This window comes from Candidatus Pedobacter colombiensis (genome assembly GCA_029202485.1).
Classification (GTDB): Bacteria; Bacteroidota; Bacteroidia; order Sphingobacteriales; family Sphingobacteriaceae; genus Pedobacter; species Pedobacter colombiensis.
The window spans coordinates 872,968-896,670 of record CP119313.1; the positions used below are offsets into that span (position 1 = coordinate 872,968).

Annotated in this window: 21 protein-coding genes; 16 read left to right on the forward strand and 5 right to left on the reverse strand. The window is 38.3% G+C overall.

All coding sequences use genetic code 11. The features are described 5' to 3' along the window. Positions 1 to 5 precede the first annotated feature (5 nt). Positions 6 to 1,136 (forward strand): TlpA disulfide reductase family protein, encoded by a 1,131-nt coding sequence (locus P0Y49_03535; protein ID WEK20221.1) that lies wholly within the window; start codon positions 6 to 8, stop codon positions 1,134 to 1,136. A 111-nt stretch (positions 1,137 to 1,247) separates the two neighbouring features. Continuing rightward, on the forward strand, positions 1,248 to 1,769 hold the full coding sequence (locus P0Y49_03540; protein WEK20222.1) for an OmpA family protein: 522 nt from the start codon (positions 1,248 to 1,250) through the stop codon (positions 1,767 to 1,769). Between the two features lie 72 nt (positions 1,770 to 1,841). Here the strand turns inward: P0Y49_03540 and P0Y49_03545 are convergent, their stop codons facing one another. Beyond that, positions 1,842 to 2,813, reverse strand: a complete 972-nt coding sequence (locus tag P0Y49_03545) for a peptidoglycan DD-metalloendopeptidase family protein (protein WEK20223.1) — start codon at positions 2,811 to 2,813, stop codon at positions 1,842 to 1,844. Between the two features lie 62 nt (positions 2,814 to 2,875). On the opposite strand from P0Y49_03545, the gene P0Y49_03550 reads away from it, so the two are divergent. The 6 genes from P0Y49_03550 (at position 2,876) to P0Y49_03575 (ending at position 11,825) form a co-directional block, all read left to right on the forward strand. Continuing rightward, positions 2,876 to 3,439 (forward strand): hypothetical protein, encoded by a 564-nt coding sequence (locus P0Y49_03550; protein WEK20224.1) that lies wholly within the window; start codon positions 2,876 to 2,878, stop codon positions 3,437 to 3,439. Between the two features lie 99 nt (positions 3,440 to 3,538). Further along, positions 3,539 to 5,119: a cysteine peptidase family C39 domain-containing protein gene (locus tag P0Y49_03555; GenBank protein ID WEK20225.1), complete on the forward strand. Its 1,581-nt coding sequence runs from the start codon at positions 3,539 to 3,541 to the stop codon at positions 5,117 to 5,119. A gap of 486 nt (positions 5,120 to 5,605) precedes the next feature. Next, on the forward strand, positions 5,606 to 7,126 hold the full coding sequence (locus tag P0Y49_03560) for a TlpA disulfide reductase family protein (protein ID WEK20226.1): 1,521 nt from the start codon (positions 5,606 to 5,608) through the stop codon (positions 7,124 to 7,126). A 112-nt stretch (positions 7,127 to 7,238) separates the two neighbouring features. Beyond that, the gene (locus P0Y49_03565) at positions 7,239 to 9,440 is read left to right on the forward strand and encodes a peptidase domain-containing ABC transporter (GenBank protein ID WEK20227.1); all 2,202 of its coding nucleotides are present in this window, start codon (positions 7,239 to 7,241) and stop codon (positions 9,438 to 9,440) included. Positions 9,441 to 9,444: 4 nt separating this feature from the next. After that, complete coding sequence (locus P0Y49_03570) at positions 9,445 to 10,758, forward strand: HlyD family efflux transporter periplasmic adaptor subunit (protein ID WEK20228.1); 1,314 nt, start codon at positions 9,445 to 9,447, stop codon at positions 10,756 to 10,758. A gap of 116 nt (positions 10,759 to 10,874) precedes the next feature. Continuing rightward, positions 10,875 to 11,825 (forward strand): TIGR01212 family radical SAM protein, encoded by a 951-nt coding sequence (locus tag P0Y49_03575; protein WEK21770.1) that lies wholly within the window; start codon positions 10,875 to 10,877, stop codon positions 11,823 to 11,825. On the opposite strand, the gene P0Y49_03580 is transcribed toward P0Y49_03575, so the two are convergent. Together P0Y49_03580 and P0Y49_03585 are read right to left on the reverse strand one after the other, a co-directional pair. Continuing rightward, on the reverse strand, positions 11,810 to 11,962 hold the full coding sequence (locus P0Y49_03580; protein ID WEK20229.1) for a hypothetical protein: 153 nt from the start codon (positions 11,960 to 11,962) through the stop codon (positions 11,810 to 11,812). The genes P0Y49_03575 and P0Y49_03580 overlap by 16 nt on opposite strands. Further along, entirely contained in the window at positions 11,959 to 12,252 is a 294-nt protein-coding gene (locus P0Y49_03585) for a hypothetical protein (GenBank protein WEK20230.1), read from the reverse strand. Before P0Y49_03585 ends, P0Y49_03580 begins: the two co-directional genes overlap by 4 nt. Positions 12,253 to 12,629: 377 nt before the next feature. Between P0Y49_03585 and P0Y49_03590 the strand changes: the two genes are divergently transcribed. From P0Y49_03590 to P0Y49_03600, 3 genes are all read left to right on the forward strand, one after another. Continuing rightward, positions 12,630 to 13,997 carry an ammonium transporter gene (locus P0Y49_03590; GenBank protein ID WEK20231.1) on the forward strand — a complete coding sequence of 456 codons (1,368 nt, stop codon included), beginning with the start codon at positions 12,630 to 12,632 and terminating at the stop codon, positions 13,995 to 13,997. A gap of 48 nt (positions 13,998 to 14,045) precedes the next feature. Further along, positions 14,046 to 15,104, forward strand: a complete 1,059-nt coding sequence (locus P0Y49_03595) for a porin (GenBank protein WEK20232.1) — start codon at positions 14,046 to 14,048, stop codon at positions 15,102 to 15,104. A gap of 64 nt (positions 15,105 to 15,168) precedes the next feature. Then, complete coding sequence (locus tag P0Y49_03600; GenBank protein WEK20233.1) at positions 15,169 to 15,753, forward strand: DUF4468 domain-containing protein; 585 nt, start codon at positions 15,169 to 15,171, stop codon at positions 15,751 to 15,753. A gap of 61 nt (positions 15,754 to 15,814) precedes the next feature. On the opposite strand, the gene P0Y49_03605 is transcribed toward P0Y49_03600, so the two are convergent. After that, positions 15,815 to 16,288 (reverse strand): ribonuclease H-like YkuK family protein, encoded by a 474-nt coding sequence (locus tag P0Y49_03605; GenBank protein WEK20234.1) that lies wholly within the window; start codon positions 16,286 to 16,288, stop codon positions 15,815 to 15,817. 216 nt (positions 16,289 to 16,504) lie between these two features. Between P0Y49_03605 and P0Y49_03610 the strand changes: the two genes are divergently transcribed. The 3 genes from P0Y49_03610 to P0Y49_03620 are packed head-to-tail and all read left to right on the forward strand — an operon-like array spanning position 16,505 to position 18,310. Continuing rightward, complete coding sequence (locus P0Y49_03610) at positions 16,505 to 16,723, forward strand: hypothetical protein (GenBank protein WEK20235.1); 219 nt, start codon at positions 16,505 to 16,507, stop codon at positions 16,721 to 16,723. Between the two features lie 26 nt (positions 16,724 to 16,749). Further along, a complete protein-coding gene (locus P0Y49_03615) occupies positions 16,750 to 18,057 on the forward strand; it encodes a DEAD/DEAH box helicase (protein WEK20236.1) in 1,308 nt (435 codons plus the stop codon). A gap of 1 nt (position 18,058) precedes the next feature. Further along, positions 18,059 to 18,310, forward strand: coding sequence for a DUF1456 family protein (locus P0Y49_03620; GenBank protein ID WEK20237.1), 252 nt, complete (start codon positions 18,059 to 18,061; stop codon positions 18,308 to 18,310). Here the strand turns inward: P0Y49_03620 and P0Y49_03625 are convergent. Continuing rightward, positions 18,307 to 19,113, reverse strand: coding sequence for a PAS domain S-box protein (locus P0Y49_03625; protein WEK20238.1), 807 nt, complete (start codon positions 19,111 to 19,113; stop codon positions 18,307 to 18,309). The two genes, P0Y49_03620 and P0Y49_03625, sit on opposite strands and share 4 nt — an antisense overlap. A 378-nt stretch (positions 19,114 to 19,491) precedes the next feature. On the opposite strand from P0Y49_03625, the gene P0Y49_03630 reads away from it, so the two are divergent. Together P0Y49_03630 and P0Y49_03635 are read left to right on the forward strand one after the other, a co-directional pair. Continuing rightward, on the forward strand, positions 19,492 to 20,514 hold the full coding sequence (locus P0Y49_03630) for a LacI family DNA-binding transcriptional regulator (protein ID WEK20239.1): 1,023 nt from the start codon (positions 19,492 to 19,494) through the stop codon (positions 20,512 to 20,514). Between the two features lie 204 nt (positions 20,515 to 20,718). After that, entirely contained in the window at positions 20,719 to 23,700 is a 2,982-nt protein-coding gene (locus tag P0Y49_03635; GenBank protein WEK20240.1) for a TonB-dependent receptor, read from the forward strand. Positions 23,701 to 23,703: the final 3 nt, after the last annotated feature.

Here is a 23,703-nt window from a genome sequence, read left to right on the forward strand (position 1 = left end):
ATTAAATGAAGAAATTAATTTTAACAGCAGCGATGTCCTTCCCTTTGTTGGTTTGGGCTCAAAATGATACGTTTAGTATTGAAGGAAAAGTGACGAATGCAAAGAATGGTGCTAAGGCCTATTTAACATACATGATTGGGGGCAACAGGGGGACAATAGATTCTGCTGAATTGAAAAATGGAGCGTTTTCATTTTCGGGTAAAGTTGCAACTCCAGGTATTGGCACGATAACACTTTCGCATGACGGAATAGGTAGAGGAGGCAAGGATCCCGACAATTACAAGGTGTTTTTAGATAAAGGTGCAATTGTGTTGTTAGCAAAGGATTCTATTAAATATGCGACCGTTTCTGGGGCTAAATTGAGTGTGGAATACGTACGTTATAACCAGCTTTTTGCTGCACAAACATTGGCTCAAGCTGGTTTAGATAAGGAGTGGGCGGCTGGAACTGAGGAGCAGAAAAAAGACGGAACCTTAGCGAAGCGCTTAAGGGCAAAGTTTGAGCCTATTACTGCGGAAAAACAAAGGATTCAAAGTGAGTATATTCAAAAGAACCCGGATTCGTACTTTAGTTTGGTGGCTTTAAAAGAAATAGGTGGGTCACAGCTTGATGTAGGAAAGATCGAGCCTGTTTTTAATACCTTATCGGCATCGCTAAAAAACAGTGCTTCCGGGCAAGCGTTTGCTAAACAAATTTCTGCAGCTAAAGCAACAGCAAAAGGTGCCATAGCTCCGGATTTTGTACAAGCCGACATAAACGGTAAGGAAGTAAAGCTTTCTGATTTCAAAGGGAAATATGTATTGCTGGATTTCTGGGCAAGCTGGTGCGGTCCATGTCGCGCTGAAAATCCAAATGTTGTAGCTACTTTTCACAAGTTTAAAGATAAAAACTTTACAGTTTTAGGCATTTCTTTAGATAATCCGGGGAAAAAGGAAGATTGGTTGAAGGCTATTGAGAAGGATAAATTGGAATGGACACAATTAAGTGATTTGCAGGGATGGAAAAATGCTGTGGCTGGTCTTTATGGGGTTAGAGCAATTCCGCAAAACTATTTGATTGGTCCGGATGGAAAGATCATTGCCAGCAATTTGAGAGGTGATGATTTAGCGGTAAAACTTGAGGAGATCTTGAAGTAGGTACTTAAATTCATCAACACTATTTGTATAAATTGTTCGTTTTAATTGAGTATTCTTTTTAAGATGTGAAACTTATTTTTTATCATTACGGACACAAATACAACAACACAAATGAAATTTTTAAGAACCAGTTTATTATTGGCAGCTATTGGTCTGCTTACAATGTCCGTGCAATCTTGTAAAACAAAGAAAGCAATTGTTCAACCACCCGCACCAGTTGAAAAACCGGCACCTCCTGTTGAAGAGAAAAAACCTGAGCCTACACCTGAGCCAAAACCAGCGCCTGTAGAAGAAAAACCTGATTACAACTTTCATAATGTTCAGTTTGAGTTTAATTCAGGAGTATTGAAGACAGCGTCATTTGAAGTGTTGGATAGGATTGCTGCCGAAATGAAGAAAGATCCATCGGTAAAATTTGCGATCAATGGTCACTCTTCAATTGAAGGATCTGCGGAACACAACATGTCGTTGTCTGTAGATAGAGCAAACTCTGTGAAGTCATACCTGGTAAATGCAGGGATTAGCGGAAGTCGGTTAATTGTAAAAGGTTATGGCGCTACAAAACCCGCTGTACCTAATACCACAGAAGAGGGGAGAGCTTTGAATCGTAGGGTTGAGTTTAAGCTTCTTTAATTAAGAAAAGTTTTATAAGCCGTCCGAAAAGACCTTTTGTCGTTTCGGATGGCTTTTTATTTACATACTCGTTTAGAGCTGACTAATCTTATCACCCTTGATAGGTGAATAATCAGATTTAACAGTACCGTTTACTGTGACCTTATCAAAAAAACATTTAATCCCTGTAGCCTGGTTAAAATCTTCTGTATCCTGAATATGGAAATGTAAATGCGGTTCAGATGAATTTCCCGAATTGCCACATTGGCCTAAAAGCTGTCCCGTCTTTACTTTGTCTCCTTGTTTGACCCTTACTGTACCTTGTTTGAAATGGGCAAATAAGATATACTCATTTTGCTGTGTCTTTAAAAGTATTGAATTGCCCAATGTATGCATGGTATTCATTAAACCAGGGATATTATCTTTTACGCCGTCAACAGCAAATACAACTTCTGCTTCGCATGGAGCAGTAAGACTCTGGCCAAATGCATAATAATCTTCGTTCTTTTTGCCGTCAGTTTTATGACTTTTTCCTTCCGGATTGGTGATGATCATGTCAAAGGCATTCTTCTGCATTTTGGCAACAACATGGTAATTCTGCTCTTTTGTATCGCCACCCCAGAATACAGTCCATTCTCCTTTAAATGGTAACTGCATCTTGCTTGTATTTCGTTTCTGGATCTCTGGACTTTGCTCTTGGAATGGTTTGGCATATATACCCGTAATTGCCTTGTTTTTATCCACGCTAAGGCTCAGTTGTATTGTCCCTTTTTCCAGTTCTGTTTTATAAACTCCAAATGGTTCCTGGTAATTGATGAATTTAGTTTGTTTTATATTGCCATAGTTGCTTTTGAGGTGAGAAAGAAATGCTTTAGTTTTTTCTAATGGCAAAGCGACTTTGGTTTCTGAACTAAACAAGTTGAAAATGCTATCTGGCTGCTCAGCATTATAATAGGTCTGGAATTTAGCCATTGCATATTTACTTGCGGGACTTTCAGTCTGAGAAAAGCTAAGTGCTATAGTAGAAATTGTAATGAGTAGAGTTAGGAAAGCAGATTTTTTCATGATCTAATATAAGTACAATTCGTGATTTTAATATGAGCTTTTAATGAGAAGCTTATACCTTTGTGAGTCAATACGAAGTTATGCCTGTAAAATACCTGTTCCTTTCCATATTTGTACTTTTTTGTGCTGCTTCTAGTGCACAGGAAGCTATTGATTGTAAAAAGTTGTTAGACACAGAGCCTTATTTTGTAAAGCACAAATCATCAGAAAAGGACAGCCTGCTGAAACGCGATATTACCATCCTTAAACATTGCGGTAATTTTGAAACTATTGATAGCGTGTTTCTAAAAGGCCCTATGCTAGGTGCTTTAATGCTGGATCAGGTTAGGATTGGAAAATCTGCTACTTATCGTACGCTTATAGATTATTTTAACGACTATAAAAAGACAATTGCCTATAAGGATTTTGTAAAGGGATTGGTTCTTTATAAAGAGCTGGCATTAAAGAAAGTTAACCTAGACAGTTGGGAAACCGATAAGGAACTATTTGTCAGAATGGGGTTTACTGCCGGCGATCTGGAGGATTTTAAAAGCTTTCTGACAAGTATGGCTGGGCAGGATTTAACCTATAAAGCTGCTTTGACCAGGTATATGAGCGACATTGAAACCATGCGGGTAGATAAATAGACCTTCTCAGCTGTTAAATGAAACGAGTAATTTATGTGATTTTTTTGTTAATTAATCAAATTACTTTTTTACATTTAAACTAACCAAATATTCCACATTATGCTCTTTCTCTTTTCAAAAAAAGAAAATGTCGTTGCTGTTCTTCAGGCACTGGTAAAAAAACTAAATGTTCGTGTAAGTTATGAAACCATCAAATCTTCGCTGCATGAGCATCCTGACTCCCCAAGCCTGTTGGCCCTTAGCGATTGCCTGACAGGATGGAAAATCCCCAACAATGCTTATCAGATTGATAAAAGCGATTACAATCCAGTTGACCTGTCCTTTCCGTTGATCGCCCACCTTCAGAAAACCGGGCAGTTTATCCTGATCAACAACATCAGCAATGGATCAGTGAGCTATACCGACGAGGAAAAAAGCAACGCCAGTATGCCCGAAAAGGATTTCCTTTCCCAATGGGGTGGGATAGTATTGTATGCAGAGGCAACAGCAGAAAGTGGTGAAGCTGCATACAAAACACAACGCTTTAAAGGAACTTTAAATCAGGTGCGGGTGCCAGCACTGGTTTTTGCTGTTTTCGGCTGCCTGATATATGTCTTTTTCCAGTATAACTTTACCTGGATGTTTACAGCTTTGACTATACTGGGGCTGGCAGGGCTTACTGTGAGTGTTTTATTGCTTATTTATAGTGTTAATGCTAGTAACCCCTTTGTACAAAACCTTTGCAGTCTGGGTAAAAAGAACGACTGTAATGCCATCTTAAAATCTAAAGAAGCAAAGGTTACCGATTGGCTAAGTTGGAGCGAAGTAGGTTTTTTCTACTTTGCAGGATCATTGCTTAGTTTGTTATTGGTAAACAATGCATTGCCTTATCTGGCGATCCTGAATTTATGTTGCCTGCCTTATACCTTCTGGTCGCTCTGGTACCAGTATAAGGCCAAAAACTGGTGTGTGCTGTGCTGTACAGTTCAGGCTCTGTTGTGGCTGCAGTTCATCGTTTTTGTAACAGGTGCCGGATATGTGGTGCCTGCACCTGAAATAACTACAATTGTAGCCATGCTCTTTAGCTTTGCAATTCCTGTTGTATTATGGGCATTTGTAAAACCATTTATGCTGAAAGCTGAGCAGGTCGCGCCTTTAAAACAACAACTGAAAAAGTTTAAATACAACAGCGACCTGTTTAACCAGGTTTTGACCAATCAGCCACGCTTTTCTGTGCCCAATGACATTATGCCGATTGTACTGGGTAATGCTGAAGCAGAAAATACCATTACTATGGTCAGTAACCCGTTCTGTGGTCCATGTGCTACAACACACAAAACACTTGACCAGTGGCTGAACACCCGTGACGACATCCAGGTAAAGATTGTCTTTACCACAGCCAACCACGATGACGATCCGAAAACAAAAGTTGCAAGGCACTTAACTGCGCTTAGCTTACTGGAAGACAGGGGTAAGGTTGAGCAAGGATTAAATGATTGGTATAATAGTACTAAGAAAGACTATGAAGCCTGGGCTAAAAATTATCCAATACAGGTTAGTAAGGAGATGGAAGTGGTTACCCAAAGACAAAAGGAATGGTGTGAGTTGACAGAAGTGACTTTTACACCGACTATTTTGGTTAATGGTTATAAGTTACCGGATCCTTATAGGTTAGATGATATCAAATATTTGTTGAGCTAAAGGGTTTGTGTATACAAAATGGATTGTTGAGTTGCGGCGATGCCGTTCAATTAACCAGCATAAAGTTATAAAATTAATGCCGCTTAAGTAGTCCGGGTGTAATTGAGGTACAATCTTAAAACAAATAAGGTAATTTTATGAAAAATTTTAAAATGCTTAACAAAACTGAGATGAGGAAAATTGTAGGAGGTCTAGTTGTGTGCCCTCCTGGTTATACCCCTTGTAGCGATAGTGGATGTATGCCAATAGAAGAACCGGGCGGTTGTGATGAAGGTGTTGGAATAGTCGTCGATACTAGTAAGATAGAAGCTTGTAGACTTAAGAAGGATGGTGATTATTGTGTTTGGTCACATGATGGGATCCCAGAAGGGGGATATTGTCGATCATTTATGGCCGGAGAACTGCATTGTTCAGATCTTAGGTAAATAATCACTTAATTTTAGCAGATCTTGGAGAAAGGTCTGCTAGAATAAAATCAAGATAACTATGACTAAAATAATAAAATTAAAACTTTTTTGCATATTCAGCCTTTTGTCCTTGTTCTCAAGTAAACAATCTTTTGGTATAACAATAGATACACCTACTATAATAGCAGGTAAATCTAAAATAACAGGAAGAATAATAAGTCCGAATGACACGAACAAGAATAACATTTTTGTAAATATTACTGTTTCACAACCAATTTCCGGAGAGTTTGTTAAATATAAATCGTTTGTTGATCAATCAGGGAAGTTCTCTATTGATGTTGATGTTGAAACAGCTATTTCTCTGATTAGCTTAAATACCAGTTTAAATCCAGTGAAGTACCTTCTTATTAAATTGACAAGTGGTGGTATCACTAACCTTGATATTGCTTATAATTCGGATAATGAAATCAAAAATATTGACGTTACGCCTGCTATGAATCAAAATGATATGACCCAAGGCTTTGAGGTTATGAATAAAATGATTGAATATAGATCGGGTAGAACACTGGAACCTTTGTATAATAAAAGTACGGATTATTTTCTGAATTATGCTAAAACCGCTATATCGGAAAGATTAGAGATTGTAAATAACGATACATCTATATCAAAAGAATTAAAAGGAGTTTTGTCCAAAGATTTCCGTTTATTCCAATATGTTGGATTCGTCTTTGATTACAAAAAATATATGATGCTTAATTATCACAACACAAATGATGATAAAAGTAAAAACCCTGATATCCAAAAAATTGACAGATCATATTATCATTTTTTGAAAGATTTTAATCTCAATGATCCACAATATCTGAATTGTTTTACGTTCCAGGAATTTCAAAAAGAAATTCTTCAAAATGAAATATTAGGGCTCCCTGTGATTGGAGAAAGTGATATTCCCTTTTGGTTGGCAAATGCGAAAGTTATTTTATCGGATTTAGTTGGATTCGACAATGGGCCATACTATGATATTTTAGCGGCCAATGCCTATGCCAGACAGCTAACTGAAGAAGTAAGACCGCTAACCGAAAAACAAAAAGAGAATATCGTAAATTATTGGAAAAAAGGAGAAATTGCAAAAATACTATTTCGAAAAAATCAACAGGTTGTTGACTTGGACAAATTCAAATCACCAGCTGTTGTAAATGACATATCATTAGTTTCCGAAGATAAAGTTATTGAAGCAATTGTCTCTAAACATAAGGGTAAGGTTGTTTTTATTGACCTTTGGGCAACATGGTGTACTCCTTGTTTGGATGCAATGCAGCAATTCAGAAGTACAAAAAATGAGTTTCGGGATAAGGATGTTGCATTTGTGTATATAACAAACGGTTCTTCTCCTCGAAAGCTATGGGAAGAAAAAATTAAAGGAATAGGAAATGAACATTATTATCTGACAGGTGCTCAGTGGGAATACATCATGAACCATTTTAAGTTCGAGGGTATTCCGTCATATCTATTATATAATAAAAAAGGTGCGCTCATCAATAAATTTACAGCCTTTCCTGGAAATGACAAAGTGAAAGGGATGATTAACGGCTTGTTGTAAAATGAGCAAACTCTTCCCCCCAGTACCTATACATTTGATGTCTGGATAATTTTATAATAACATCTTTTTTCGGGTATTTCTTTAATATTTATAACTTAACAATCGCTCAATCTTGACAAAATTTCCCCATTATAAACAACCCGACCAGATGGACTGCGGTCCCACATGTTTGCGTATAATTGCCAAACACTACGGCCGTAATTATACCTTACAGCGTTTGCGAGAAATTTCCGGTATTAATCGTGAAGGGGTTTCTTTGCTTGGAATCAGCGAAGCAGCCGAAAAAATTGGTTTTCGCACAACAGGGGTAAGATTAAGCTTGGAAAAGCTGTTGGAAATAGATCTTCCGTGCATCCTACATTGGCAGCAAAAGCATTTTGTGGTCCTGTACAAGATCGGTTCCAAATCATCCTCAAAAAGAACTTATCACATTTCCGATCCGGCTAGAGGACTTATTGAATATAACGAAACTGATTTTTTGAGATGCTGGCTTAGTACACAGAATAATGGACATGCTGAAGGCGTTGCGTTGATGCTTTCCCCAGCACCAGAATTTTATGCGCAAGGCGGTGATCCATCCAAGGGGCTTGATTTGAGTTATATGCTCAGGTACTTGTACAAATACAAACAACTCATAGTGCAGCTCTTTGTTGGGTTGGGGGTAGGCAGTTTATTGCAGCTGATATTACCATTTTTAACACAGTCCATAGTCGATATTGGGATCAATACCCGCAACCTGAATTTCGTTTACATTATCCTGATTGCCCAGACCATGCTGTTTTTGGGTAGGATGAGCGTTGATTTTATCCGTTCCTGGATCCTGCTGCACATCACCACCCGCATCAATATTTCTATCCTTACAGACTTTTTGATCAAACTGATGAAGTTGCCTATGAGTTTCTTTGAAACCAAAATGACCGGCGACATCATGCAGCGGATGAGCGACCAAGGCCGGATACAGAGTTTTTTGACTGGCTCTTCCTTAAACACCATATTTTCATTGTTCAACCTGGTGGTATTTGCCTTTGTGTTGGCTTATTACAATATCAATATTTTTGTGATCTTCCTGGTCAGCAGTATCCTCTACAGCCTCTGGGTGATCTTTTTCCTTAAAAAACGCCGGGAGCTGGATTTCAAACGTTTCGACATTTCTTCCGAGAACCAGAGTAATATTGTGCAGCTGATCAGCGGGATGCAGGAGATTAAGCTGAACAATTGCGAACAACAAAAGCGCTGGGAATGGGAAAGAATTCAGGCGGGGTTGTTTAAATTTAGTATGAAGAGCTTGGCCTTAGGTCAGTACCAGCAATTTGGTACCTTTTTTATCAATGAGGGGAAAAATATCCTGATTACTTTTATGGTGGCTAAATCTGTAATTGACGGGCAGCTCACCTTAGGCGCCATGATGGCTATTCAATATATCGTTGGACAGTTGAACAGCCCTATAGAGCAGTTGCTTGGCTTTTTGCAATCCTTTCAGGATGCAAAGATCAGTTTGGAACGCTTAAACGAAATTCACGAATTGGAGGATGAAGAACCTGCTGGAAAACAGTTTTTAAGAGAACTACCTTTAAATAAAAGTATCCACCTAAACAATGTCAGCTTTACTTATCCTGGAGCGGGGAACGAGCCTGTTCTGAAACACATCAGTCTTCATATCCCCGAAGGCAAGACTACGGCCATTGTAGGAATGAGCGGCAGTGGAAAGACCACCATTTTAAAACTGCTGCTTAGGTTTTATGAATCTGAAAAGGGTGAAATTAGGGTCGGAAGTACTTATTTACATCAGATAGGCTATCGCTATTGGCGCAGTAAATGCGGTATCGTGATGCAGGATGGGTTTATTTTTTCAGATACCATTGCGCGCAACATTGCTGTGGGTGATGAATACCCTGATATGCCAAAATTATTAAACGCAATAAATGTGGCCAATATCCGCGAGTTTATTGAGGAATTGCCTCTTGGTCTAAATACCAAAATTGGTGCCGCAGGGAATGGTATCAGCCAGGGACAGCGGCAAAGAATGCTGATTGCTAGGGCAGTGTACAAGGATCCGGAATATATCTTTTTTGATGAGGCTACCAATGCATTGGATGCCAATAATGAAAAAGTTATCATGAGAAATCTGGAGACCTTTTTTAAAGGCCGTACTGTAGTGGTTGTTGCTCATAGATTAAGTACCGTTATACATGCCGACAATATCATTGTGCTGGATAAAGGAGAAATTATTGAGCAGGGTAGCCATCAAGAATTGGTGACTGCAAACGGTGAATATTATCAGCTGGTAAAAAATCAGTTGGAACTTGGAGTGTAACAACATGGAGATAGAAATAGAAAATATCAAAGAAACAGACAAAAGGATCAATGGGCTTGAGGTGAACAGTGAGGAAGTACAGGAGATCATTACTGCTGTGCCATCATGGATATTGCGTAGGGGGATAACTCTGATCTTTGGAATATTGCTGGCTATCGTATTAGCCTCTGCCTTTATCCGGTATCCAGATGTGGTAAAAACTAGTCTGAAAGTCAACTCACTAAATGCTCCAAAGTCTGTAATGGTTAAACAGACAGGCAAGATCGTAGCACTTTTGGTTAAAGAGGGGACGATTGTTAAGCAGTATCAGCCTTTAGCTTTTATGGAAAGTACAGCCAGTCACCGCGATGTATTAAAATTGCACGAAATACTGATGAACGTGAATAGCAGATTAATTTCGAGTAAGGTTGCGCCAGGTTTATTGGTTAAGGGGATGAATCTGGGCGAGTTACAAGGTGCTTACCAGAACTTTTATCAGCAATATTTGCAATACGTTTCGGCACAGAACGGTGGGTATTACTTGAACAGAAAGAAATTTCTGGAACAAGACTTAAAAGAAATACAGAAGTTAAAAGTCCAAATTATAGAGCAGCAAAAAATACAGGAAAAGGAATTTTCTAATATAGAGCATGAATTTGAAGCCTATAAAAAACTATATCAGAAAAATATGGTGTCGACCAGCGAATACAAACAACAGGAAAATAAGTACCTGGCTGGCAAATACCCCCTGCAACAAAGTTTAACGGCCTTGCTGAACAACAATAGTAGTTATGCGGCTAAACAAAAGGAGATACTGGAACTGGACCATACCATTCAGGACGAGCAAGCAAAATTTGTACAATCTTTAAGCAATATGATCAATGAAACTGATACTTGGATTAATCTATACATTTTAAGGGCACCGGTTGATGGCAGATTGAGCTATGCGGGTATTGTTCAAGAAAATCAGACGGTAAATGCAGGGCAGGAAATATTCATGATCAATCCAGATAATACCGATTTCTTTGGTGAGGTTCATATTCCACAGTATAATATGGGTAAGGTGAAAACTGGGCAGCGAACCCTGATAAAAATGCGGAGCTTTCCGTTTGAACAGTATGGACTGATTAGGGGTAAGGTGAATTACATTTCAGATGTGGCCTTTAAAGACAGTGTGTTTATTGCAAAGATCAGTTTCGAGCATTTTGAGAATAAGGATCCTGAACACAGAATTATGCTGAAGAATGGCATGCAGGGAGATGCAGAGATCGTGACTGAAGAAAGCTCTTTATTGCAAAGGTTTATGAGAAATGTCACTAAGATGCTGAATAGCAATTGAAATCTATGCAAATAACTTGCTAAAGTAATTTTATGGTTCATTCTGTTGTCCTTTGGAAGGGAGGGCAACAGAATAAATTAAAAAGCCGTACTTTTGCAAAAATAAAAGATAAGCAATTGGGAACTCTGTTAGATTTAGGCATAAAAGGATATAATAATTACGGTACGCACCTTAAACAAAAATATGAAGGACAGCGGGTATTTAAAGTAATTGTTGATGGAGGTTTTACCTGTCCTAATCGTGATGGCAGTAAAGGTTATGGAGGTTGTACCTATTGCAATGTTGATTCTTTTACCCCTGAGCTTTCCCGTAAGCTCCCTACCATCCGCGAGCAACTAGAGCAGGGGATGGAAAGAGGAAAGGGTTTTTATAAAGCTGATAAGTTTATTGTTTACTTTCAGCCTAATACGAATACTTATGCGCCTGTACATTATTTAAAAATGATGTATGATGAAGCACTTTCTATAAATACCGAGGATATTGTTGGTTTTGCCGTAGGCACCAGACCAGATTGTATAGATGCCGAAAAGGTCGCTTTATTGGAAAGCTACACAGATCGTTTTGATGTGGATTTGGAAATGGGCATGGAATCTATATATGATGATACTTTAAATCAAATCAATAGAGGTTGTAGCCATGGCGAGTTTGTAGCAGCTGTTAAGCTACTTGAAAATTCCAAACTGGATCTGTGTGTGCACACCATTTTTGGTTTTCCCTGGGAAACTGAGGAAATGATGTTAGGGTATATCCACGAGATCAATAGATTTCCTCAGATTAAATTCGTGAAATTCCACCATCTTCATATCGTTGAAGGCTCTATAATGGGCGCTAAATATAAAAAACAGCCATTTAAACTCTTTTCTTTGGAAGAATACACTGATTTGTTATGCAAATTGATTCCATTATTAAGACCAGATGTCGTTATTCAACGTTTGTTTGGGATATCTGACTGGGATTTGCTGATTGCACCCAATTGGGGATTGAATAAATCCGCCATTCAGACTTATATTGATAAGGAGATTGAGAAAAGAGGGGTTGTGCAGGGTTCTGCTTATATACCTGTATAGGGGTAAGCTCCAAATATTTCTATCAACTTCTTCCTGCGATATTCAAATATCTGTTGCAGTTTTCTGGCTACATATATGGTGTTTGCAATTCTGCCTAAAACGCCAAAGGGTAATCCATAAGTTAATATATCGTTCATTTCTGTTCCACCTTCAATTGCCTTGAAATGGTGTTGGTGGTGCCAGAATTTATATGGACCTGGGTGATTTCTGTCATCCAATCTAATTCTATTCCTTGTACTGGCGACACTTTATAGGTAATAATCATTCCAGGATACATTTTCTGCGTATTATCCATGGTTGAAGTAACTGTAAATGCCATTTCTTCGGGAGTTATTCTGGCCAGATTTAAGGGGGAAGAGAAGAAATCCCAAACTTCTTGTAGGGGTATTGGTATTTTTTGATTGAATGTAAGCTGATATGATTTCATGTTATCTAAATATACGATTAATCTAAATGAGTAGTTTTTTGATTTTATGCTGATGGTTTGTTGTTTTTTTTATGTTTTTTATGATAAACTTTATTTTGTGGAGGTGATTTGTCTGTATTTTTTTATTTTTTATATGTTTTTGTGTAATTTTTATTTATTTGTCAAAAAATACATGTGTTTTTTGTATTAATATTAGATTATTTTAAAATATTGAACTTATAATTGTGAATTTTTAATGTTTTTGTTTGATTTTTAATGAAAATTACAACGTTTTACTTGGTGTTTTGTGTTTTTGTGTATTGTTTTTTATAATTATTCCGTAGTTTTATGAAAAAAATCAAATAAACAGATAATTATAACTAGTAAAATCTAAAATTATGGCAAAAGTTTTGTTTAAACAGTGGGGTCCGTTTGCAGTTTTATTAATAATTGCAATTCTTGCTCTATTTATTCCCTTGCTTCCTAACTTTGATGAGGGGAAATACAATGCGGCAGACGTTGCGTTTGTATTGGTTGCTGCGGCTTTGGTGTTTTTGATGACACCGGGACTTGCATTTTTCTATGGAGGTATGGTGCATCGTAAAAATGTACTTTCCACCATGATCAAAAGTGTGGTCGCTGCAGGTGTAATCACCGTTTTATGGGTAGTGGTTGGTTTTAGTCTTGCTTTCGGAGATTCAATCGGTGGTTTTATTGGTAATCCTTCAACATTCTTTTTCTTTCAGGGAGTAAATTCAGGACCGGCATGGGGGACTATTCCGCTTTCGTTATTTGCAGTCTTCCAGTTAATGTTTGCAATCATTACTCCAGGACTGGTAGTTGGTGCTGTGGCAGAACGTATTCGCTTTACTTCTTATATTTTATTTATTGTAATGTTCGCATTGTTCGTGTACTCTCCATTGGCACACTGGACATGGCATTCAGATGGTATCCTGTTCAAAATGGGGGTGCTTGATTTTGCCGGTGGTACGGTAGTACATATTTCTGCAGGGATGGCAGCGTTAGCTGGTGCTTTAGTACTTAAAAGAAGGAAAAGTCACATGGAGCATAAAGAAGTTCCGCCGGCAAATATTCCGTATGTTTTAATTGGTACAGGTTTACTTTGGTTTGGATGGTTTGGTTTTAACGCTGGATCTGCCCTAGGTGCAAATGCTTTAGCAGTTTCCGCTTTCTTAACCACTAATATTGCAGCAGGTGCAGCAGGGTTGTCATGGATGTTCTTTGATGTATCAAGAGGTAAAAAACCTTCAGTTCTTGGTTTCTGTATAGGCGCTGTGGTAGGCTTAGTGGCTATTACTCCTGGAGCAGGTTTTGTGAGTATTCCTTCAAGCATCTTTATCGGTGTAATTGCTGCTGTAGTTTCTAACCTTGTTGTTTCATGGAAACAAAAAACATCTTTAGATGATACTTTAGATGTATTCCCTTGTCATGGTGTAGGTGGTATAGTTGGTATGTTGTTGACTGGTGTATTTGCAACTAAAACGGTAAATCCTGCAGGTGTAGATGGTTTGCTTTATGGTAATGTTGAGTTCTTTTTAATACAGTTAAAAGGCGCTGTTATAGTGATCATATTCAGTTTTGTGATGTCATTCGTCATCTTTAAACTAATTAACCTGGTACAACCAATCCGAGTAACTTCTGAAGAAGAAGAAGAAGGTTTGGATGCAAGTCAGCACAATGAAAAATATTCTCAGGGTACGCTGGTCGTAGCTTCTACCGGTCAGGAAATAGAAAATACTTTTTAATTAAGAATTATTCAACCATTTAGATTCTCAACCTCAAACCAATTGATTATGAAATTAAGATCTCTATTCACCTTCGCAACATTGACCATCACTTCTGCAACTTATGCACAGGAGACTACAGAGGCTCCATTGCAGATCTCAGGATCGGTAGATACTTACTTTAAGTATGACTTTGCAAAAGCGCCAAATATCAAAACGTATTTTGCTTCTGAGCAGAATTCGGTTTCAATTGGTATGATTGATCTGGCTTTAAAGAAAACAACAGGTAAAGCATCGTTTGTTGGAGAACTGTCTTTTGGACCACGTGGACAGGAACAATCGATACCTAATGCTTCATTTGCTTATACATCTGCCGGAGATATCTCTGCATCTAGTTTTCATATTCAGAACCTATATGTGAATTACGCTTTCACAGATCAGTTTAGCATGACTGCCGGTTATATGGGAACATTTATTGGTTATGAGGTGATTTCGCCTGTTGGCAATTTCAATTATTCGACTTCTTACCTTTTTGGTGCAGGACCTTTCCAGAATGCCGGTATTAAGGGGACTTACGCCTTTTCGGATAAGGTTAGTTTAATGGTGGGGTTATTTAATGACTGGAATGTTTACAGTGATTTAAATGGCGTCTCTCATGTCGGAGGCCAGTTGATGGTTGCGCCGGTTAAAGGCTTGACGATTTACCTAAACGGGCTTACGGGACATGGTGCAGGTGCTGATGGAGTTGGGACGATCATTGATCTTGTGAGTACCTATCAGGTTACGGATAAATTTAAATTGGGTTTAAATGCTGCTAATTACTCGGTTTCTAAAGATAATGGTGGATATAGTGGTGTAGCACTGTATCCACAGTATGCATTTACGTCTGCGGTTTCTTTAGGTGTAAGAGCAGAGTACTTTAACATGAAAGGTGCTGCCGGTGCTGCTGATGCAAGTATCCTTTCAGGGACCTTATCTGCAAACATCAAAGCAGGTGGCTTAACTTTCATTCCTGAAATACGCTTTGATAATGACAAAGATTACACCCAGGACTTTTTTAAAAGTAATGGTGTCACACCATCTAAATCAGCCTCACAATTCTCTTTGGCCGCTGTTTATGCCTTTTAGTCTCTATTACGTTTAATCTTAGGCCGTCGGAATATATCCGGTGGCCTTTTTATATCTTTATGTTATGAAATTCTTAACTCTAGCTGTTTTATTGTTTTTTACAATTGTCGGTTTTGCACAAGACAAGCCATTGTCTAACGATGATAGGGGGAAGCTGATCTATTATGAGGTAGTTACAATAAAGGATGTTCCTAAGGATTCTTTGAGTGCAAGGGCTGCACTGTTTTTTAAAAAATCAACTAAATCATTAAAGGTGAAATCTGAAGAAGGAGACTCGGTTTTTCAAGCTGCTGGGAAATTGATTATCAATAAAACAGCATTGGTTTTAAGTCATCCATCTGGTGAGGTGTTTTATAATTTTCATGTAGAGATCAGAGCTGGGAAATATCGTTTCTGGTTGACCGATTTTAATTTTATTTCCTATCAGAGAGATCGTTATGGTAATTTTGTGCCCTCGACGACTGTTGGGACTCCGCTTGAAACTAAACCGGGGAAGTTAAATGCAGCTGAATGGGGCGGTTATCTAAAGGCGACAACCAGAGAGGTTAATGTTGTTGCAGAACGTTTTAAAGTAGCGATGATGAGTAAAGCTGTTGTGTCACCTGTTGTAAAAGCTGCACCTGTAAGTCCAGTCAAGCAGAAGTGGTAGTCTTTGCTCCTTAATCCTTGCTCCTTGCTCTTGGTTCCTTGCTCCTTAATCCTTGCTCCAATTAATGCACCATTTTATCTGCACAGGTAGAGCTGGCGAATGCTTCTGGCTTTGCTTTAAAAATGAATCCCATGCTCAAAATATACCCCATAGCTTCGTTTAAAGCCTTGTTTGATTTAAACATTGGGTTGGTGTTGATGTCTGCATGAACTTCAAGATCGACATTATACATGTCTAAAAGGTCGCAAATGGAGTAGGCTGTTTCGATAGACTTTTGCACTTCAATTAACATTCTTTCTTTGATGCTCATTTTTTGTGTTGTTTTTTCCTGATGAATGTACATGAAGCCTCCATGCTGTTCCCTTAGTAAAACAATTACAGTAGCAAAATCAGTGTGTGGGCCTTTTACCTGTGAGTCTGTTCCGATGCAAACTTTAAGCTTGTAGCCGTTGTCGATTTCTCTGATGATGGCATTTTCTACCTCTTCCAGAATTGAAGAGTGAATGATTTCGCCGCTAAATTTCTTCCAGTTCATACGTTATTGGTGTTAGTTTTAAACAACCCGTATTCAGGTTTCCTAAAAATAAGTGGATAAAATTAAAAACTCGTTAACTTGTCGTTGTTTAATTGTCAACAATTACTTAGTTTTCAACAGTTTATGTTGCTTGAAAACCCTTTTGATGAAGGGTTGTTATAATATGGCAGGCGCGCTTTCGTTAAATAAGTAAATCGTTAACTAAATATAAGCATTATGAAGACAGAATTATTAAATGAATTTTATCTGCTTCAGCAAAGCAGAGCTGCTGTTGATTATCATGAATTAATGGAGGAGCAGGTTTATATGCCCGTTAAACGGGTTAATAGTAAGATGACGACTTGGATTTCTGAGCGGGGGCATATGTTAATGAATCTGGATATGCGATTAAATAGCTCTTTGAAGTACCTGCGTAAGAAGTATCTAAAGTTTTAATGCCTTAATTCCACTATCTTTGCGCCATGATGGTAGAAAAGATACTGGAGAAATTGAAGATTGCTTCCCTTAATCAAATGCAGCTGGAGACTTTGGCTGCAGCTAAAACAGGGCGCGATTTGGTTTTGCTGGCTCCTACGGGGTCAGGTAAAACATTAGGTTTCTTGTTGCCGGTATTACACAATTTAAAGAAAAATATTGAAGGTGTTCAGGCGCTGATATTGGTGCCTTCGCGTGAGTTAGCTTTACAAATTGAAATGGTGTTCAGACAAATGTCGACCGGTTTTAAGGTGAACTGCTGTTATGGTGGTCATCCTGTAAAAACAGAGAGAAACAATTTTGAGCAAGCCCCGGCGGTTTTGATCGGGACACCTGGCAGGATTGCTTATCACCTTCGTCATGAAAATTTTGATGAGTCAGTGATTACTACTTTGGTGCTGGATGAATTTGATAAAGCATTGGAGTTCGGTTTTCAGGAAGATATGTCTTATATCATCCGTAAGTTACTTTCTTTAAAACAAAGGATGCTTACATCGGCAACCTCTATGGAGGAAATTCCTGAATTTACGGGGATTGATCAACCGGTTGAGATTAACTTTTTAGGAGATGCTGCAGTGGCACCGGATTTAAAGCTGAAAAGTGTATCCACTACAGCAGAAGATAAGCTGTCTACATTATTAAAGCTGATCTGTAAGGTTGGTGATAAGAATATGCTGATTTTTTGTAACCATAGGGAAACAGTAGATCGGATTAGTGACTTACTCATTGATCAGGATCTTGCGCATGATATTTTTCACGGTGGAATGGAGCAGGATGAGCGTGAGCGGGCTCTGCTGAAATTCAGGAATGGTAGTATTAAAATTCTGATTACAACAGATTTGGCTTCAAGGGGCTTGGATATACCGGAAGTAGAATGCATCATTCATTATCAGTTGCCTTATACAGAGGACGCATTTCTGCATCGTAACGGACGTACTGCACGTATGAATGCAAAAGGTACTGCTTACCTGATTATTGCTGAGGATGAAAAGTATCCTTTTCTGAAAAGTGATATTGAAGTAGAAAGCCTGAAGGGGAGTTTTTCTCTTCCAAGCGATAGTGAATGGCAGACTTTATATATCGCTGCAGGGAAAAAGGATAAGGTCAATAAAATAGATATTGTTGGCTTGCTGCTAAAAAAAGGTGGCTTGCAGAAAGAAGATGTAGGTTTGATAGAAGTTAAAGATCAGTCCTCTTACGTGGCGGTTAAGCGTAAAATGGTGAAGCGTATTTTGGCTGCACTTGCTAACGAAAAAATAAAGAACAAAAAGGTAAAGATTGAAATAGCAATGTAATATGAGTAATAACGATATCTTTAAAAAGTTGCGTGTAGCACTGTCGCTTACGAACGATGATATACTGAAAATAATGGCTCTGGTAAATTTTAAAGTCAGCAAAAGCGAGCTTGGAGATATTTTTAGAAACAATGATCACCCCAATTTTAAGCCTTGCGGTGATCAGATTCTGCGTAATTTTTTAAATGGCCTTGTTATTTATAAGCGAGGACCAAGGCCTCCAAAGCAAGACTCAGGCATAGTAAAGGCTTAGATTCGCGTATCTAGTTCTTCGGCATGTGAATTGATCTTTTTTACCACTGTATCCAATTCGTGTGCTGAAGTAATAAGCATACTGAGTAGTTCTGGATCAATTATTTGATTAGGTGGATCAGTTTTTATGATTTCAACTAGCCCTAATATGTTACTTATCGGTTTTCTGATCTCATGCGAATTTGTCCAGGCTATTTCTTTTAGCCTTTGTTCATTTCTTAGGTCTCTGTCTATGTCAATCGCAATAACAATATAAGCATCCTTTTCTTTGAATTTTATAGAATGATGGGAGATGAGGACATAGAAAGAATCTCCATTTCTTTTTTGGTGAAGCCAGATTCCGGTTTCATGCCCTTCGTCGTGGGTTGAATTCAGGTATTTTTTTAATTTTATACGTTCATCCTTCGGACGGATGTCCATGGCCGTCATTTTAAGTAACTGTGGTCTACTATATCCGTACTTACTTACCATTACATCATTTACAGCAAGAAATTTGAAGCTAAACTTTTCCATTACATATATGGATCCTGGCGAAGCTTCAAATAATTTGAAATAGTTATTCTCTGCACGTAATAGCCGTTTTTGATAATCCCTGAGTAGAAAGTATAAAGCTGCGGCCGTAAAGAGTAGGAAAGTTATGTTTTTACCTGTGTATAGATAGCGGAGATCTACGTGTGGATTATTACGGTCTACAATGCCAATCATGATGCTTCCAAGGTATAGCCAGGCTAATCCTGCGGTGAGGTAGATCAGGATGATAAAAAGAAAGGGCCTGCGTGTAGCATAGCCAGATTGTATTTCCATATAGAGCGATAAGGATGATTGATTAAATTTAATAAAGATATATGTGAATACAAAATAAGAAGAAGCTGCTTCTTTTAGTTATAAAAAATGCTGGTCTGCCTCATGTTGGATCATTATTTTCTATAACTAATCCGCAAACGTTTGCAGTTTTTGTCATTTTAGTTTTTTTGTTGCTTTTTTGAATTGAAAAAAGAAAATTAGAAGCTAGGGTTTGTCTTGCAATTATCAGTTTTTTATATGTGTTTTTGTTTTTATTTGTCTGTTGATTAGGTTGTTATGTTGTTTTTTGTGACAAGTTGGCTAAAATGGGTGCTGCATAAGCTGTGAAATCTGTTAAAAAATCATTTAATTTGCAAACGTTTGCATATACTATGAAAAATGAAACAGCAACAAATAACTATTAAAGATATAGCCTTAGAAGTAGGAATGTCTACTTCGACAGTTTCAAGGGCGCTTAGCGACCATGAACATATTAGTGAAGAGACGAAAGCCCGTGTGAATGAGGCTGTTCAGAAGCTTGGGTATAGATATAATGCGCTGGCAGCGGCATTGCGCAATAGTAAATCAAATACAATTGGCTTGATTGTACCACGGATTTCTATGTTTTTTCAGGCTGCAGTAATTACAGCCATTCAAAATACACTTCATAAATACGGTTATAGCGTGATCATTTGTCAGTCAAATGAAGATCCGGAGCAGGAGAAAAAGCTGGTTAACTTGCTCCATGGATCAAGAGTGGAGGGGATAATCGTATCCTGTAGTATTAAAACAGAGGATTTTACGCATTTTGACAATTCATTGCAAGGGGAAATTCCGATCATATTTTACGATAGGGTGCCTAATAATTATCCCGCGCATAAGATCAAAGGAGATGAATATCATGGCGCTTATTTATCTACGCTGCATCTAATTGAACAAGGATGCAAACGGATTGCTCATATAGGAGGGCCGCTTTCCTGTAACCAATATCAGGAGCGTTTTGACGGCTATAAGGATGCGTTGAAGAAAGGTAATGTTCCATTTGAGAATGATTTAGCTTTCTTTCATGAGCTGAATAAAGAGAATGCTTTACATACCTGTGCGCATATATTTGACCAGGAAGTTGTGCCGGATGGGATATTCGCCAGTAATGATACGACAGCTCTGGCTATCGTTGAATTTGCGAAGAAAAGAAATATCGCTGTTCCTGATAGTTTAAAGGTGGTTGGGTATTCAAATGACAACCGTACAGATATCTCATTTCCTACGATCACTTCAATTGAGCAATTCCCACATGAGATGGGAGAGCAGGCTGCAAATTTGATGATGGACCTCATTCAGAAACGTGTTAATCCAGGTAGAAGCTTTATTTCGTTGACTACACCTGTTGAATTGATTAAAAGAGGGTCGAGTGGCTTTTAAGTCCATTTAAATCCATTTTTTTGTATTTAAAGCCTTGGTTATGAATGTGTAACCAAGGCTTTTTTTTGAAATAAATTCAACAATTATTTTGGATTTAAATAAATAATGTATAAATATGCAAACTGCAAACGATTGCAGTTGTGTCGGTCTCTAACCAGGGCCTGCCCAAAACCAACCAAGTATAAACTAAACTAACCGGGCATTATGAAATTTAGACGATTACCTAAAATTTTAATCATCACCAGGCACAGTTACATGCTGTTGCTTATTTATTGCGGTTTGGCTGTTATTGCTCCCTCCAAAGCCTTTTCTCAAAAGCATGAGAACATCACTATACAAGGAACTGTTTCTGATGAAAAAGGGGAGAAGTTACCTGGGGTAACCGTTAAAGTAAAAGGAACCTCGATTGGCAGCATTACAGATGCAAGCGGCAACTATACGATAAAAGCGCCAAAAGATGCTACCCTCACTTTTAAAAGTATTGGCTACCTGTTAAAAGAAATAGCAGTTAAAGACAAAACCCAGATTGATGTAAGTCTGCTGGTGGATACCAAAACACTTGATGAATTGGTTGTTGTTGGGTACGGTACTCAAAAGAAAAGTGATATTACTGGAGCCGTAACTTCCATATCCAAAGAAAGATTGGATAATATGGTGCGTACGGATGTTGTTCAGCTCATTCAAGGTGCTGCGGCGGGACTAAATGTGTCTACGACTGCTGCAGGTGCTAATCCTGAAAGTGGAGCTGTACTTTTGATACGCGGCCGGAAATCCATCAGTGCCAGTAACGACCCATTAATCATCCTTGATGGTATACCTTACAATGGGAGTCTGTCGGATATCAACTCCAGCGATATAGAAAGTCTGGATATTTTAAAAGATGCATCTGCAGTTGCCATTTATGGTTCCAGAGCTTCAAATGGTGTAATCCTGATTCAAACCAAACAAGGAACCAAAGGTAAGCCTACCATAAAATATGACTTTTTATATGGCCTGCAGAATGTTGCAAATTTTCCGCATCTGATGAATGGACAGGAGTATTATGAATTTAAAAAAGGAGTAACCAATCCAGATGATGATACTGAAGCTGCAATTACCCCATCTGAATTAGATGTATACAATTCGGGCTCTTATAACTCATGGACCTGGAAAGATCTGATTTTAAGGAGAGGGAATAGCCAGCAGCACAATCTATCCGTTTCCGGTGGTGCAGATAAGACGACCTATAATGTAAGTATGTCTTATCTTGGTACAAAGGGTATAGTTATCAACGATAAATACCAACGCATCAACACCAGGATCAATGTAACCTCAAATATTAAAAGCTGGCTTACGCTTGGTAGTAGCAGTATGGCGGGTTATATAAATAACAGCGGCGCCAAGCCTTCATTTATTGATTTATTTAACAAATCACCTTTAGCAGTACCTTTTAATCCGGATGGATCTGTTAATATCACTCCAATAGCAGATGATCCAAGAAAGATAAATCCGATTGAGAACCTATTATATGATGACCTTAAGCGGAAATATTCTGTTACCAGTAATAACTATCTGAATGTTACCTTGCCCTTTGTTAAGGGCTTGTCCTACCGTCTAAATACGGGGGTCCAGTACGAATCATCTGAAAAGAACTGGTATCAGGGTACGAATACCGGTAAAAGCGGGGTGCTTAGGGGCGAAAGCGAAACCAATTCCGGAAACAAATATTCATATACTATTGAGAGTATTTTTTCTTATAAGAAAGACATTAAAAAACATAGTATTTTTCTCACCGGGCTTTTAAGTATAGAAGAAAAGGAAAATAAAAATAGTATTCTGAATGGGGAGGGCTTCGCCAACGACTTCTTATCGTACTACGGCATCACTCAGGCTAGTAAAATTGTTCCTTCCTATCAATATTTTAAGACTACCTTATTGTCACAGATGTTTAGGGCCAATTATGCTTATGACAGTAGGTACCTATTTACATTTACTGTTCGCCGGGATGGTTTTTCCGGTTTCGGAACAAACCGAAAATATGGTGTTTTTCCGTCTGTTGCAGTCGGCTGGAATATTGCCAATGAAGGGTTCTTGAGTAGTGCAAAGAAAACCATAAATACACTTAAACTTCGTGCATCTTATGGTTTAAGTGGTAATCAAGCCATTAGTCCTTATCAAACTTTATCCCAGCTTTCGGAAGGCGATTATATCGACGGTTCTGTAACAGCCCCGGGATACATACCTTCTACATTAGGAACAGCAGGTTTGGGTTGGGAATCTACCAAAGCGCTTAATCTTGGTTTAGATTTTGGCTTTTTTGATTCCAGAATTTCGGGCGACATTAATGTTTACAGAAATAATACCAATGATTTATTACTAAAAAGGGCAATTTCTGCAGTACATGGTGTAAATAGTGTATTTCAGAACATAGGAAAAACGAGAAATGAGGGGATAGAAATTACGATCAGTACCAGGAACATCACTAAGCCTGATTTTTCCTGGATCACAAGTGCCAATTTCACCTTTATACGGACTAAGATATTAGATCTTTATGGAGACGGTAAGGATGATATTGCTAACAACTGGTTTTTAGGAAAGCAGATCAAAGTTAATTACGATTACAAATTTATAGGTGTGTGGCAGGCCGAGGATGCGGAGCTGGCCGCAAAATACGGTGCGAAGCCGGGCTATGCCAGGTATGAGGATTTGAACAACAATGGTGTTTATGATCCGGATGACCGCCAATTGATAGGCTCTCCTGAACCCAATTTTACCTGGGGATTAACCAATAACTTTAAATATAAAAACTTCGGACTTTCGGTATTTATGTATGGTAAAACTGGTGTTTTGAAGGCAAATCCTTATAAAGACAGAAATTACTTAATCACCAGAACCTATTGGACTCCGGAAAACAGGAGTAATGAGTTTTGGTCTAACACCAGTCAGGCAAACCGTTACCTGGGTAAAGGGATCATACCTAGTGTTTATGAGAATGCAGACTTTATCAGGATAAAGGACATTACACTTAATTATTCGTTTTCAAGCAAGCTAATGTCTAGTGCAGGTCTGAATAGACTTAACATTTTCCTTACAGGTAAAAACCTGTTTACCATTACTAAATGGGGAGCTCTCGACCCTGAGCTGGATGCCCAAAGGGCTATTCCGCTTCAGCGCGAATATATTGTGGGTTTCAATCTTAGTTTTTAATAA